12 protein-coding genes are annotated in these 12991 nt (G+C 72.0%); all 12 read right to left on the bottom strand.

Annotation, left to right across the window (positions count from 1 at the left end; genetic code table 11):
* Window positions 1–89 precede the first annotated feature (89 nt).
* The 12 genes from ACIBBB_RS29745 to ACIBBB_RS29800 all read right to left on the bottom strand — a co-directional run bounded on the left by ACIBBB_RS29745 (window position 90) and on the right by ACIBBB_RS29800 (window position 12956).
* Window positions 90–1007: an alpha/beta hydrolase gene (locus tag ACIBBB_RS29745; RefSeq protein ID WP_398987376.1), complete on the bottom strand. Its 918-nt coding sequence runs from the start codon at window positions 1005–1007 to the stop codon at window positions 90–92.
* Window positions 1008–1168: 161 nt separating this feature from the next.
* A complete protein-coding gene (locus ACIBBB_RS29750; RefSeq protein ID WP_398987378.1) occupies window positions 1169–2428 on the bottom strand; it encodes a serine hydrolase domain-containing protein in 1260 nt (419 codons plus the stop codon).
* A gap of 174 nt (window positions 2429–2602) precedes the next feature.
* Window positions 2603–3820 (bottom strand): kynureninase, encoded by a 1218-nt coding sequence (gene kynU / locus ACIBBB_RS29755; protein ID WP_398987380.1) that lies wholly within the window; start codon window positions 3818–3820, stop codon window positions 2603–2605.
* The gene (locus ACIBBB_RS29760; protein ID WP_398987382.1) at window positions 3813–4658 is read right to left on the bottom strand and encodes a tryptophan 2,3-dioxygenase family protein; all 846 of its coding nucleotides are present in this window, start codon (window positions 4656–4658) and stop codon (window positions 3813–3815) included. Before ACIBBB_RS29760 ends, kynU begins: the two co-directional genes overlap by 8 nt.
* Window positions 4659–4750: 92 nt before the next feature.
* Complete coding sequence (locus tag ACIBBB_RS29765; RefSeq protein WP_398987384.1) at window positions 4751–5581, bottom strand: DUF3152 domain-containing protein; 831 nt, start codon at window positions 5579–5581, stop codon at window positions 4751–4753.
* A 261-nt stretch (window positions 5582–5842) separates the two neighbouring features.
* On the bottom strand, window positions 5843–6256 hold the full coding sequence (locus tag ACIBBB_RS29770; protein WP_398987385.1) for a DUF3151 domain-containing protein: 414 nt from the start codon (window positions 6254–6256) through the stop codon (window positions 5843–5845).
* Between the two features lie 120 nt (window positions 6257–6376).
* Window positions 6377–7885 carry an MFS transporter gene (locus tag ACIBBB_RS29775; RefSeq protein ID WP_398987386.1) on the bottom strand — a complete coding sequence of 503 codons (1509 nt, stop codon included), beginning with the start codon at window positions 7883–7885 and terminating at the stop codon, window positions 6377–6379.
* Between the two features lie 24 nt (window positions 7886–7909).
* On the bottom strand, window positions 7910–9073 hold the full coding sequence (locus tag ACIBBB_RS29780) for a MalY/PatB family protein (protein ID WP_398987388.1): 1164 nt from the start codon (window positions 9071–9073) through the stop codon (window positions 7910–7912).
* Window positions 9074–9172: 99 nt separating this feature from the next.
* A complete protein-coding gene (gene fbaA, locus ACIBBB_RS29785) occupies window positions 9173–10204 on the bottom strand; it encodes a class II fructose-bisphosphate aldolase (RefSeq protein ID WP_398987390.1) in 1032 nt (343 codons plus the stop codon).
* Between the two features lie 104 nt (window positions 10205–10308).
* Window positions 10309–10854: an orotate phosphoribosyltransferase gene (gene pyrE, locus ACIBBB_RS29790; protein ID WP_398987392.1), complete on the bottom strand. Its 546-nt coding sequence runs from the start codon at window positions 10852–10854 to the stop codon at window positions 10309–10311.
* 84 nt (window positions 10855–10938) lie between these two features.
* The gene (locus ACIBBB_RS29795; protein WP_398987394.1) at window positions 10939–11757 is read right to left on the bottom strand and encodes an aldose 1-epimerase; all 819 of its coding nucleotides are present in this window, start codon (window positions 11755–11757) and stop codon (window positions 10939–10941) included.
* 35 nt (window positions 11758–11792) lie between these two features.
* Window positions 11793–12956, bottom strand: a complete 1164-nt coding sequence (locus ACIBBB_RS29800) for an SRPBCC domain-containing protein (protein ID WP_398987396.1) — start codon at window positions 12954–12956, stop codon at window positions 11793–11795.
* Between the last annotated feature and the right edge of the window lie 35 nt (window positions 12957–12991).

Below are 12991 nucleotides of genomic sequence, written 5' to 3' on the forward strand. Positions count from 1 at the left end.
TCGCGTCGTTGGTCACGCACCGAACGTAGGAGGGCTTGCGGTCAGCTTCTGTCCGCAAGCCTTCCCTGTGGAGAAGAACCCCGCCACCGTCAGTACGCGAGCTGCGCCAGTTCCTCGGCCACGACCGCGCAGGCGTCGGCGCCCGGGTCGACCGGCGGATAGTGCCCGACGTCCTCCAGGAGCGTGATGCCGACCATCTCGCCGGCCTTGGCCGCGGCGTCGACGTACGCCTCGGCGACGGCCTGCGGCACGACGATGTCCTCCCGGCCGTGCACGATGGCGGTGGCGATCCCGGTGGGCAGCAGCACCGACGGGTCCGCATTGTCCCTGCGCGCCTTCAACTCCAGCTCTCCGCCGAGGAGTTGTACGACGGCTCCGCCGCACACAGCCAGCTCGACGGCGGAGGTGAAGTCCGCGATGGGCGCGATCGCGACGACCCCGCGCAGCAGCGGGGGCGCGTCCAGCCGCCACGGCGACCCCACGGGCAGCACATGCCGCGCCGCCGCCCAGAGCGCGAGGTGGCCACCGGCGGAGTGCCCGGTGACCACGATCCGGCGCGGGTCGGCCTGCGGGAGCGCGTCGGCGACGAGCGCGGGCAGCGCGTCCATCACGGCGGCGATGTCGTCGAAGGTCTCGGGCCACCGCCCGGCGACCGGCTCGGACCCGCCGGCCTCGGCCGCCGCGCCAAGAGCCTCGTCCGCGCTCCCCCGCCGGTACTCCACATTGGCCACGGCGAACCCCCGACCGGCCAGGAAGCCTGCGAACGGCGTCAGATGCGACCGGTCGTACGGCGCCCGCCACGCCCCGCCGTGCACCACGACCACCAGCGGCACACCCTCGCGCCCGCCACGCGGCGCGTAGAAGTCGACCACCTGATCAGGGTGCTCCCCGTACGCCGAGACGACGTCCGGCTCCACCCTCGGACGCGACAGCATCGCCTCGAACTCGGCGAGGTCACGGGCGACCGCAGCGACATCGGCGGAGCCACGGGCGGCGGAATCCGTCATGCTGCGCCAACCTTTCGATGAGAGAGCCGAATTGACCTGATCAGCGGGGACGCTACCAGCATCCACGCCATAGGTTTACGGCCCCGTCCCACCGCCGACGGCCCCACCGCCGCCGTACTCCGTCGCCGCGCGTCGGCGCCCCCCTGACGACCGTCGCCGCGTCACCGTTCGCCGCCGCAGATCGCACGGTCGAGCAGCGCCTGGACGGCCTTCTCCGCAGCGAACAGCGACTCGTCGTCCGCCTTCTTCCCGGTCGCGTTGACGACCACCGACCGCTGACCGTTCTCACTGACCGCTGTCCGCACGGTCTGCCCCTCCAGATCGCCGCCGTGCCCCCAGCGGTACCCACCGCAGCTCAGTGGCTGCCGCATCACGCCGAGCCCGTAGTGCAGCCCGGGAAAGATCGCCTGGAACTCCGCGCCCGCGGGCACGGTCTTCCGCAGCTCGGCCATCTGGAGCGGCGGCAGCAGCCTGCCGCGCTGAAGGGCCGTCAGAAAGCGGTCCAGGTCGCGCTCACCGGTGATCAGCTCCCCGGCGGCCGATGCCCACGACATGTTGCGGACACTCGTGTCCGTCCAGCCGGCGGACCCCGGGAACCGCTGATACGCGTGCGTGTACGGCCCCTTGAGACTCGGGTCGTCACCGGGGGCGTACGTCTGCGTCAGCCCCAGCGGGCGGACGATACGGTCGCGGATCTCCGTGTCCCAGGACTTGCCCGTGACCTTCTCGATGATCATCCCGGCGAGCATGTAGCCCGTGTTCGAGTAACTCCAGTCCGGCTCCGGGTCGTTCGGCTCGGCGGGCTCGAAGTCCGGCTCGTGCCTCATCGCCGCGGCCACGGACTCCTCCGGGTCGTGGTGGTCGAATCTGGTCCGCTCGAAGTCCTCGGCCGTCTCGCCGGTGTCCTCGGTGAAGTCGTAGTTGTGGATCCCGCTGGTGTGCTGGAGCAGATGACGCACCGTGATCCGGCCGCCGTCGTTGCCGTTCCCCGCCACGACACCGGGCAGCCGGTCCTCCACGGTGTCGTCCAGCGACAGCCGCCCCTCGGCGGCGAGTTGGAGGACGACCGTCGACACGAACGTCTTGGTGACGCTCGCCGCCCGGAAGTCGGCCGCGTGCGACACCCGCCGCCCGGTGCCCACCTCGGCCTCCCCGGCGACGGCGTACGTACGGCGCTGCCCGTCACGCACTTGTACGGAGATGCCCACGTACCCGGCCTCCCGCAGCGTGCGGTCCACCTCACGCTGCAACCGCTTCTGCGACAGCGCGGCGCCCGATGAGTCCCGGCCACCGCCTTCGGTCCCGTGCGCGGGCGCGGGCCCGGCGGAGACCCCGAGGGACACGGCGCAGACGGCGGCGGTGACGAGCGCGGTGACCACGGGCAGGCGCGAACGGCGTGAGGTTTTCGCGTAAGTACTCATGGCCGACAGCCTGTTGGATCGGCCGCCGAGATCCCATGGCGGAGGCACCCATCCGGGCGGTGGGGATACCCCCAGGCGGCGGATGGGGCTCCTCGGCCGCACGCGACACAGCGGCGAGGCACGGAGGCTCCCCCGCCCCGCCGCTGTCATCGCGCCTGCCTCGGCGCACCCGCCTCAGCTCACGTCCCGCAGGACATCCCCCAGCACCCGCGCCGCCCGCTCCGCGTCGCGGAAGCCCACGTACAGCGGGGTGAAGCCGAACCGCAGCACGTCCGGCCGCCGCAGGTCCCCGACCACCCCGCGGGCGATCAGCTCCGCCATCACCGCGGGCGCCTCCGCGCAGCGCAGCGCGACCTGGCTGCCGCGCTCCGCGTGCGCCGCCGGAGTCAGCGAACCGACCCGCCCCGCCGGTGCGTACGCCTCCACGCACCGGAGGAAGAAGTCCGTCAGCGCCAGGCTCTTCGCCCGCAGAACATCGAGCGAGACGCCCTCCCACACGTCGAGCGCCGCTTCCAGCGCCAGCATGGAGAGGATGTCCGGCGTGCCCACCCGGCCACGCGTCGCGCCGTCAGCGGCCGCGTAGTCGGGCGTCATCCCGAACGGGTCCACGTGCGAGGTCCAGCCCGGCAGCGGGGAGTCGAACGCCTCTTGGTGGCGCTCGGCGACGTACAGGAAGGCCGGTGAACCCGGCCCGCCGTTCAGGTACTTGTACGTACAGCCGATCGCCAGGTCGACCCCGTGCGCGTCCAGCCCGACCGGCAGCGCTCCCGCGCTGTGGCACACGTCCCAGATCGCCAGCGCGCCCGCGTCGTGCAGCGCCGCCGTGATGCCGGGCAGATCGTGGAGCCGGCCCGTACGGAAGTCGACGTGGTTGACGAGCGCGGCGGCCGTACGCGGCCCGAGCGCACCCGTCAACTCGCCCACGGCCACCGGCACCAGTCGCTTGCCGGTCATCCGCGCGGCCGACTCCGCGATGTACCCGTCGGTCGGGAAGGTCGCCGCGTCGACCAGGATCTCGTCCCGGCGCTCGTCCGCGATACGCGCGGCGGCCACAACCGCCTTGAAGACGTTGACACTTGTGGAGTCGCCGACCACGATCCGGCCGGGCCCCGCGCCGACCAGCGGCGCGATCCGGTCGCCTATCCGCTCGGGCGCGATCCACCAGCCGCCCTCGGTCCAGGAGCGGATACGCAGCTCGCCCCACTGCCGGGTGACGACGTCCTGGACCCTCTCGGGCACATGGCGGGGCAGCGCGCCGAGCGAGTTGCCGTCCAGATAGACGGTCTCGTCGTCCAGGACGAACAGCTCGCGCCGCGCGGCCAGTTCGTCGGAGGCGTCCAGCTCGGCGGCACGCTTCACCAGCGCTTCTGAAGCCAGAGACGACTCAGACATGGCTGCGCGCCGTCCACAGCTCCGGGAACACGTTCTTCTGGGCGCGCTTCTCCAGCCACGCGACACCGGCGGAGCCGCCCGTCCCGGTCTTGGAGCCCATCGCGCGCCGCGTCGCCACGAGATGGTCGTTGCGCCAGCGCCACACCAGCTCGGCGACATCCGTCAACGCCTCGCCCAGCCTGAGGACTTCACCGTTCTGGTCGGGCTCCGCGTAGATCCCGGCCCAGATCTCCTCGACCGCCGAGGACGGCTCGTACTTCTGTGTGAGGTCGCGGTTCAGCGCCGACACCGGCACCGGCAGCCCGCGCCGGGCCAGCAGGCTGAGCACCTCGTCGTACAGGCTCGGCTCCTGAAGCGCCTTCTCCAGCTCGGCGTGCACACGCGGCGCGCCCCGGTGCGGTACGAGCATGGACGCCGACTTCTCGCCGAGCAGGAACTCCATCCGTCGGTACATCGCCGACTGGAAGCCGGAGCCGTCACCGAGCGCGCTGCGGTACGAGTTGAACTGCACGGGTGTCAGCTGGCTCAGTGGCGTCCACGACGCGTTCAGCGCCTCGAACTCGCGCACCGACCGCTTGAGCGCGTCGACCGCGACCGGCACCCGGTCCTCGCGCAGCGCGCGCGACGCGGTCTCCCACTCGTGGACGATGACGGTGAACCACAGCTCCATCACCTGGGTGGTCACCAGGAAGACCATCTCGCCCGGGTCGTCGGACACCGGGTGCTGGAGATGGGTGAGGACGTCCGCCTGGACGTAGTCCTCGTACGGGGTCGTACCCGCGAAGTCGAGGTTCGGGGCATCCGAACCGGCTCCGGAGGCATCGGGGGGCTGCGACATCTCTGTCTCCTCGATATTGCTACCGGGTAGCGGTCCGCCCCTTCCAATCGGCATCGGAGCTCCGGTCCCCTGTTCGCATCATAATCCCGACTTCACGGCACCGCCGGGCCTGTGATGTAGGTCCCGTTCTCCGTGTACGGCCATGCGTTCGCGACGCAGCCGTGCAGGCCCTTGATCTGCTGCATCATCGCCGGCGCGGGTTCGCCCTCGCCGCCGCAGGTGACATGGCCCCGGCCGAGGCGGTGGCCGACCTCGTGATTGATGATCAGCGCGCGGTACTCGGTCACCGGGCCGTCGAACTGCTCGGAGCCCCGCACCCAGCGCTTGAGGTTCACCACGACGGTGCGGCCGACGGTGCAGTTCACCTCGCCGCGCGTGAGCAGTCCGGCGGCGCCGCAGATCCGGTCCACCGTGCCCGGCGTCGCTATCTTCACGTCGAAGTCGGAGGGGCCCGAGCCGACGAGCTGGAAGGAGTTACGGCCGTCGGAGGTCCAGCCCCGGGGGTGCGCCAGGATTGTCTCGATCTCGACGGCGGCCTGCCGCTCGGAGAGTTCGATGCCCTTCTCGACCTGGACCTTGTAGCGGCGGACCGTGTCGCCGGAGCCGACCGGCGAACCGGCGGACCGGGCGGTGGTGAAGGTGCCGGGGCCGTCGTCGGGGACCGGGATACGGCGTGCCGCACCGGGGGAGGCGCTGGGGCTGGGGGCGGGGGCGACGTTCGAGCCCCCGGGAGCCGTCGCGGGCTCCCGTGCCCCGGATTCGGCGTCCCCGGCCGGGTCCTCGGCCGCCGCATCGGCCGTGGGACCGCTCTCCGGCCAGCCGGCGAGGGCCGCGCCGCCACCGACGAAGACGGCGGTCAGACACACGCCGATGAGTACGGCGCGGGCGATCGGACGGCGGCGGGCCAGGACACGCTTGCCCAAGACGGACTTCTCCCCTGCTTCGGCCGGCGTCGGGGAGAGGGTGCCGGGGCCTCGTACCGGATTCGATGGCGTGTGCGATCGTATCGACCGCGCGCCACGGGTCCGTAGCCTTTCGGACGGCCACGGACCTGCGGCGATTCGCTGTGTTACGGACAAACTCGACGTCAGGCGAGGTCACGCGACGCCGCACGAGCGCGACGCCGTACGAGAGGAACGCCGCACGAGAGCGGCGTCACCCTTCGCAAGGGGGAACGAGCGCCCTCAGCCGAGGGTGTCGGCCGCCACCGCCGAGGAGTCCCGCAGGAAGACCGAGCAGCGCTCGTACTCCTCCTGCTCGCCGATCGCCTGCGCGGCGCGGGCCAGGGCGTGCAGGGCGCGCAGGAAGCCACGGTTCGGCTCGTGCTCCCACGGCACCGGGCCGTGCCCCTTCCAGCCGCTGCGGCGCAGGGAGTCGAGGCCACGGTGGTAGCCGGTACGGGCGTACGCGTACGACTCGACGACCCGGCCGTTCTCGAACGCGTCGTCGGCGAGCTGGGCCCACGCGAGCGACGAGGTCGGGTACTTCGCCGCGACGTCGGCTGGCGCCGTCCCGTTCGCGAGAAGCTCTCGCGGCTCGGGGTCGTCGGGCAGGTGCGTGGGGGGCGGTCCCCCAAGAAGGTCTTTGTGGATGGCCATGCCTCCGAGTGTCCCAGGTCGCGTCGGATTCCGTGGCCGTGGTGCGGGTTTGCCACAGGCAATCGCCGACCCATGGCCCGAACCGGGAGACAAGCTCCCGGCACCCCCGGCACACCGGCCTCACACGTCCGCCGCGGACGCCTCTCCTCCCGCTGCCCCGCCCTTCCCCTTCCGTACCGCGGTGGGCTCCAGCGGCGGCGCCGAGAGCCCGCAGTTCACCTTGCATTGGGGCAGGCTGGGGGCGGCCTCGGCCGTCTTGTCCTCGGCCTTGGGCGTACGCACGGTGGTCCAGGCGATCAGCGACGCCACCACCAGGATCCCCGCGCACAGGGGCATCGCCCGGTGGAACGCCGCGTCGAACTGCGTCGCCGACCGGTACACCTCCGGCCCCGCGCCCGCCAGCAGGGGCAGCGCGGCCACCGCGAGCAGACCCGCGGCGCGCGCGGCGGCGTTGTTGATGCCGCTGGCGAGTCCGGCACGCGAGCTGTCCACGGACGCCAGGACCGTCGCGGTCAGCGGCGCGACCAGCGTCACCATGCCGAGTCCCATCACCACCAGCGCGGGCAGTACGTCACGTACGTAGGAGGCGTCCGCGCCGCCGCCCACCCGCAGCAACAGCAGCAGCCCGGCGGCGCAGAGCAGCGGCCCCACCGTGAGGGGGATGCGCGGTCCGATCTTCGCGCCCAGCTCGCCCGACCTGGCCGAGAACAGCAGCATCAGCACGGTCGTCGGCAGCAGCGCGGTCCCGGCGCCGAGCGCCGAGTAACCCGCGACGACCTGGAGCTGCAAAGTCGCCAGGAAGAAGAAACCGCCGAACGCCGCGTACACGCACAGCGTCACCAGATTGACCGACGTGAACTGCCGCGAGGCGAAGATCGACGGGGGCAGCATCGGATCGGGCCGCCGCCGCTCCAGCGCCACGAACGCCACGCCCACCAGCACACCCGCGATCCCGGACCACCACACCTTCGCGATCAGCGCGTACGTCACCAGCCCCAGCGCGACGGCGCCCAGCACCGCGCCGGTGACGTCGAACCGGCCGCGCGCGACCGGGTCCTTCGACTCCGGTACGTGCCGCAGAGCCACCGGCGCACAGAGCGCGGCCAGCGGCACGTTCAGCAGAAACACCCACCGCCAGCCGGGCCCGTCCACCAGCCACCCGCCCACGAACGGCCCGATCGCGGCGCCGACACCCCCGAGCCCCGACCACAGCCCCACCGCCCGCGCCCGGTCGTCCGGATGGAAACTGGCCTGGATCAGCGCGAGCGACCCGGGCACCAGCAGCGCACCGCCCACCCCCTGCAACGCGCGCGCGACGATCAGCACCTCGGCGGTGGGCGCGAGACCGCACATGAGCGACCCGACAGCGAACCACACGATCCCCAGCACAAAGATCCGCCGCCGCCCGTACCGGTCCCCGAGCGATCCCCCGAGCAGGATCAGCGCGGCGAGCGTGAGCATGTACGCGTTGACCGTCCACTGAAGGTCGGCCAGGTCCGCGTCGAGGTCGTCACCGATGTGCGGCAGGGCGACATTGACGACGGTCGAGTCGAGCAGCGCCATGGTGGAACCGAGCACGGTGGTCAACACGATCCACCGGCCGGCGGCCGTGCCCAGCCTGATATCCATAGGTGGATCATCCCCGCCCGGGGGCTACGTGGCGAGCCGGCGGAGCGCACGAATCAACGCGTCCGTGCCCCGTTCCGCCTTGGCCCGCGGGCAGCCGACGTTGAGGCGGACGAAGCCCTCGGGGCCGTACGTCGTGCCCGGCATGATCGCCACCTTCTCGCGCTCGATCAGCTCGCGCTGGAGCTCGTCGTCGTCCACGCCCAGTGGCCGCAGGTCGATCCAGGCGAGGTAACCGGCCTCCGGCGGGCGCCAGGCGAGTTGGGGGAAGGCCGCTTCGAGGCGGGTGGCGAGCATGCGGAGGTTGGACGCGACATAGGTGTTGAGCGCGTCCAGCCAGGGCGCGCCCTCGCGGTACGCGGTGATGTGGGCCGTCAGCGCGAGGACGGCGGGCGAGGCGAGGCCTTCGGCCGTCAGCATCCGGCGCATGAACTCCGCGTGGTCGTCCGGGTCGCCGATGATGCCGTACGAGCCGCTGAGCGCAGGGAAGTTGAAGGCCTTCGACGCCGACGTGACGACCGCCCACCGGCCCGCGGCGAACCGGGTCCACGGCAGATGCCGACGGCCCGCCGGGACGAATTCGGGGTGGACGAAGTCGGCGTGGATCTCGTCGCTGATCACCGCCACGCCGTACGCCGCCGCGAGCTTCGCGAACTCGGTCAGCTCGCCCTCCGTCCACACCCGGCCCGTCGGATTGTGCGGCGAGCACAGGATCAGCACCCGGCTTCTCGCCCGCGCCAGCTCCCGTTCCAGCGCCGCCGGATCGCCCACCGGCACCCCGCGCAGCTCGCGGCCGAGCCCGGTGACCGCCTTGCGGAAGCCGTCGTACGTTGGGGTGTGGACGACCACGCCGTCGCCGGGGGCGGTCCACATCCGCAGCAGCTGCGACACCTGGTTGAGCACGGACGGCGCGTACACGACCTGGTCGGTGTCCAGCTCGGTGTCGTAGCGGGTGGTGAACCAGTGCCGCAGCGCCGACAGGAAGTCCTCGTGGCGCCAGTCCGTGTAGCCCAGCACCCCGTGCGCGAGGCGCGCCTGAAGCGCGGTGAGCACCTCGGGCGCGCAGGCGAAGTCCATGTCGGAGATGGTGAAGGGGAGCAGCCCGTCCACGCCGAAGCGGTCGGCCACGCCGTCCCACTGGACGCTCCAGGTGCCCCGGCGGTCCACGGGGGTGTCGAAGTCGTAGCCCACAGGGGTCCTCCTCAAAACGGGCGGCCGGGTGGCCGGGCAGCACACGGGCCCGGCACCCCAGGAGGTGCCGGGCCCGCCGCGTACGGTGGCGGCGGTCGCCTACTTGAGCTTGGTGCCCGCCGAGCGCAGCGCGCCGCACGCCTCGGTCACGCGCTTGGCCATGCCCGCCTCGGCCACCTTGCCCCAGGTGCGCGGGTCGTACGTCTTCTTGGAGCCGACCTCGCCGTCGACCTTCAGCACACCGTCGTAGTTCCGGAACATGTGGTCGGCGACCGGCCGCGTGAAGGCGTACTGCGTGTCGGTGTCGAGGTTCATCTTCACGACGCCGTTCTCCAGCGCCGTCGCGATCTCCTCGGCCGAGGAACCGGAGCCGCCGTGGAAGACGAAGTCGAACGGCTGGCTGCCCGCGGGCTTGCCGTACTTCGCGGCCACGCCCTCCTGAAGGTCCTTCAGCAGCTCGGGACGGAGCACGACATTGCCCGGCTTGTAGACACCGTGCACGTTGCCGAAGGACGCGGCCAGCAGGTAACGGCCCTTGTCGCCCAGGCCCAGGGCCTCCGCGGTGCGCAGCGCGTCGTCGACGGTCGTGTAGAGGGAGTCGTTGATCTCGTGCGTGACACCGTCCTCCTCGCCGCCGGTCGGGGTGATCTCGACCTCAAGGATGATCTTCGCGGCGGCGGCCTGCGCGAGCAGCTCCTCACCGATGGTGAGGTTGTCGGCGAGGGTCTCGGCGGAGCCGTCCCACATGTGCGACTGGAAGAGCGGGTTCCGACCGGCCTTGACCCGCTCGACGGAGACCGCGAGAAGCGGACGCACGTAGGTGTCCAGCTTGTCCTTGGGGCAGTGGTCGGTGTGCAGCGCGACCGTGACGTCGTACTTGGCGGCCACGATGTGCGCGAACTCCGCGAGCGCGACCGCGCCCGTCACCATGTCCTTGTTGTACTGACCGCCGAGGAACTCCGCACCACCGGTGGACATCTGGATGATGCCGTCGCTCTCGGCCTCCGCGAAGCCACGCAGCGCGGCGTGCAGAGTCTGGGACGAGGTCACGTTGATGGCCGGGTAGGCGAACTTGCCTGCCTTCGCCCGGTCGAGCATCTCGGCGTAGACCTCGGGGGTTGCGATGGGCATCGGGCCGCTCCTTGTGATGTGCGGGTTGAGGTGCTTTGTCCCTGACCTGGGGGCGACGTCATCGTCGCCCTCATCTTTCCAGACTCTTGTCCGTACGGTGAGGCTCAGGCCAGGCCGAGGTCGGGCAGGGTGTACGCGCTGACGTAACGCAGCCCCGCGGCCTCCACGGCCCCGGCGGCCCCCCGGTCGACGATCACCGCGACGGCGACGACCTCGCCGCCCGCCTCACGCACGGCCTCGACGGCGGTCAGCGGCGAACCGCCGGTCGTCGACACGTCCTCCACGACCAGACAGCGGCGGCCCTTCACGTCCGTGCCCTCGATACGGCGCTGCATCCCGTGGGCCTTGCCCTGCTTGCGTACGACGAACGCGTCCAGGCTCGCGCCGCGCGCCGCGGACGCGTGCAGCATCGAGGTCGCGACGGGGTCCGCGCCGAGCGTCAGCCCGCCCACGCAGTCGTAGTCCAGACCGGCGGCAGCGGCGGTGTCGAGCATGACCTGCCCGACCAGCGGCGCGGCCCGCCCGTCCAGGGTGATGCGGCGCAGATCGATGTACCAGTCGGCCTCGATGCCGGACGACAGGGTCACTTTGCCGTGCACGACGGCCTTGTCCTTGATCTGCTGGAGCAGCTCAGCACGTACGTCAGTCATGGCCCTGAGCTTACGGCGGGGCGCGAGGGCCCCGCCGGGAGCCTTGTCGGGTGGCCTTGTCCGGGCCTCGTTCCGGGAGCTCTCTCAGAGCCGGCGCCAGCTCCAGGTCGTCCGGATCTCCAGGGGGTCGATGGGCGTGACCAGACGTGGCAGGGTGTTCAGCCCGTTCGGCGGACCGGTCTGCGGCTCCACGCAGACGGCCTCGGCCTGCTCGTCGTAGACGACGGCCCATTCGGCGGTACTGGTCACCTTCAGTTCGAGCCGCCCCGGCCAGGTCAGCGTCGCCTCCACGCCGTCGGGCATCCCGAAGCAGTCGTCCCACGGGCCGGGCCGCGGCTCGATACGGCGGCCGGTCGGCAGATGGTCCTCGCCGCGCTCCTCCTGCCAGGCGGGCGAGAAGTCGAGGCGTACGGCGTCCTCGTCGGCCGTACCGCCGTCCAGGTGACGCAGGAACCACGGGTGCCAGCCCGCCTGCGCGGGGAAGGAGTCGTCGTACGTCTCGACGCCGAGCGTGAGCGTGAGGGAGTCGCCGGTGAGCTCGAAGAGCTGGGTGACGCGACCGGTGTACGGCCAGGGGTCGGCCAGCTCGTACGTGAACGCCGCCTCGGTGTCACCCTTGCGCGCGGTGCGCCAGGAGGTGTCGCGGCCGGTGCCGTGGATGGCGTGCGGCGGGGAGTTGAGCGGCAGTTGGTGGGTGATGCCGCCGTTGCCGAACTGCCCTCGTTCGACCCGCCCGCACCAGGGCACCATCGGGAAGCAGCCGTAACGGTCGCCCTGCCGCAGCAGTTCCGTACCGCCGACGCGCAGGCTCGCGACGCGGCAGCCGTTCGCCGGATGGATGGTCAACTCGGCGTCGCCGGCCGCCAGTCGGATCTCGCGCTTCTGGTCCGTTTCCGTACTCACGCCATGACCCTAACCGGCGGGACGAGACGTACGGCTCAACGCCTGCGCCGCAGCGCGCGCCCTACGACGACGGCCCCCGCGATGGCGAGCGCGGCGGCGGGCGCCACCCACCGGAGCGCGGCCCCGGCGCCCCCGGATTCGGGTGCCTGCTCGGGCGCGTAACGCCCACGCGGCGGCGCGTGGTCGACCTCCTCGGCACTCCGCCCGATCATGGTCCGCCGCGCATGGGCGGCCTCGGCGGGTGGATCGAGTGGCACGAGAAAGTCCCCGTCCCCGGAGGAGGTGGCCCCGAACCCGACCGAAGGGTCGAAGCCCTCGGGCTCGCCGAGGTCGGGATCGGTGAGGTCGGGAAGGTCCGCGTCGGGCGCGTCGTCGGCGGCGTCCGCAGCGTGAGCGGCGTCGCCGTCGTCGTCGCCAGAGGCGGTTACGTCTCGGTCCTGCCCGGAGCCGGAGGGCCCGGCCGGCCGATCGGCGGGCTCCGCCTGATCACCCCCGCCGACCGGCTCCCCAGCCCCGTCCACGCCACGGCTTTCCGCCGGCCGACCGGCAGCCGCCGCACCTTCACCACCACCCGAATCGGCGGCAGGGGCCGTCACGTCATCGTCCCGCCCACCACCGGCACCAGCGCCGACACCGGAGGCATCCGGCCGGTTACCAGCCGCCGCACCGGCTCCACCCCCCGAATCGGCGGCAGACGTGTCGTCCGACGCCGTGACGGCCCCGGCCGAGGAGCCCGCCGCCCCGCCGGAGGCGTCCGCGCCGTCCAACCCAGACGCGTCCCCCTTCGTCAGCGCCGCCGCGAAGCGGTCCAGGAGCCTTCGGGCCGTCGCCTCCGACGTCGGGCCGTCGATCTCCGACAGGCGGCCCTCCGATGTCGACGTCGCCGTGAAAGTGAGCGTCGTGCCGTCCGCCGTCTCCGTGAGTCCGACGCGGACGTTCAGCTTGGCGGAGCCCGTACCCCGTACCTCCGAGCCCTCGCCCTTCGCCGTGAAGCCGCCCGCCCGTTCCGTGAGCGTCAGGGCGCCCCGGTATGTGATCGTGTGGCCGCCCACGCGGACCTTCAGCCGGCCCGAGAGCGGGCGGGCCGACCCGTCCGCGTCCTGCTGGAGGCCGGGGACGCAGCGCGCGACACGGGCGTGGTCCCTCAGCGCCTCGCGGAGGGTCTCAGCCGGAACCGGAATGAACACCTCATGCTCCATGGGATCCGAGCCTACTCAGCCCCGCCGACTCAGGC

Origin of the sequence: Streptomyces sp. NPDC051217 (genome assembly GCF_044455465.1) — a bacterium.
GTDB lineage: Bacteria > Actinomycetota > Actinomycetes > Streptomycetales > Streptomycetaceae > Streptomyces.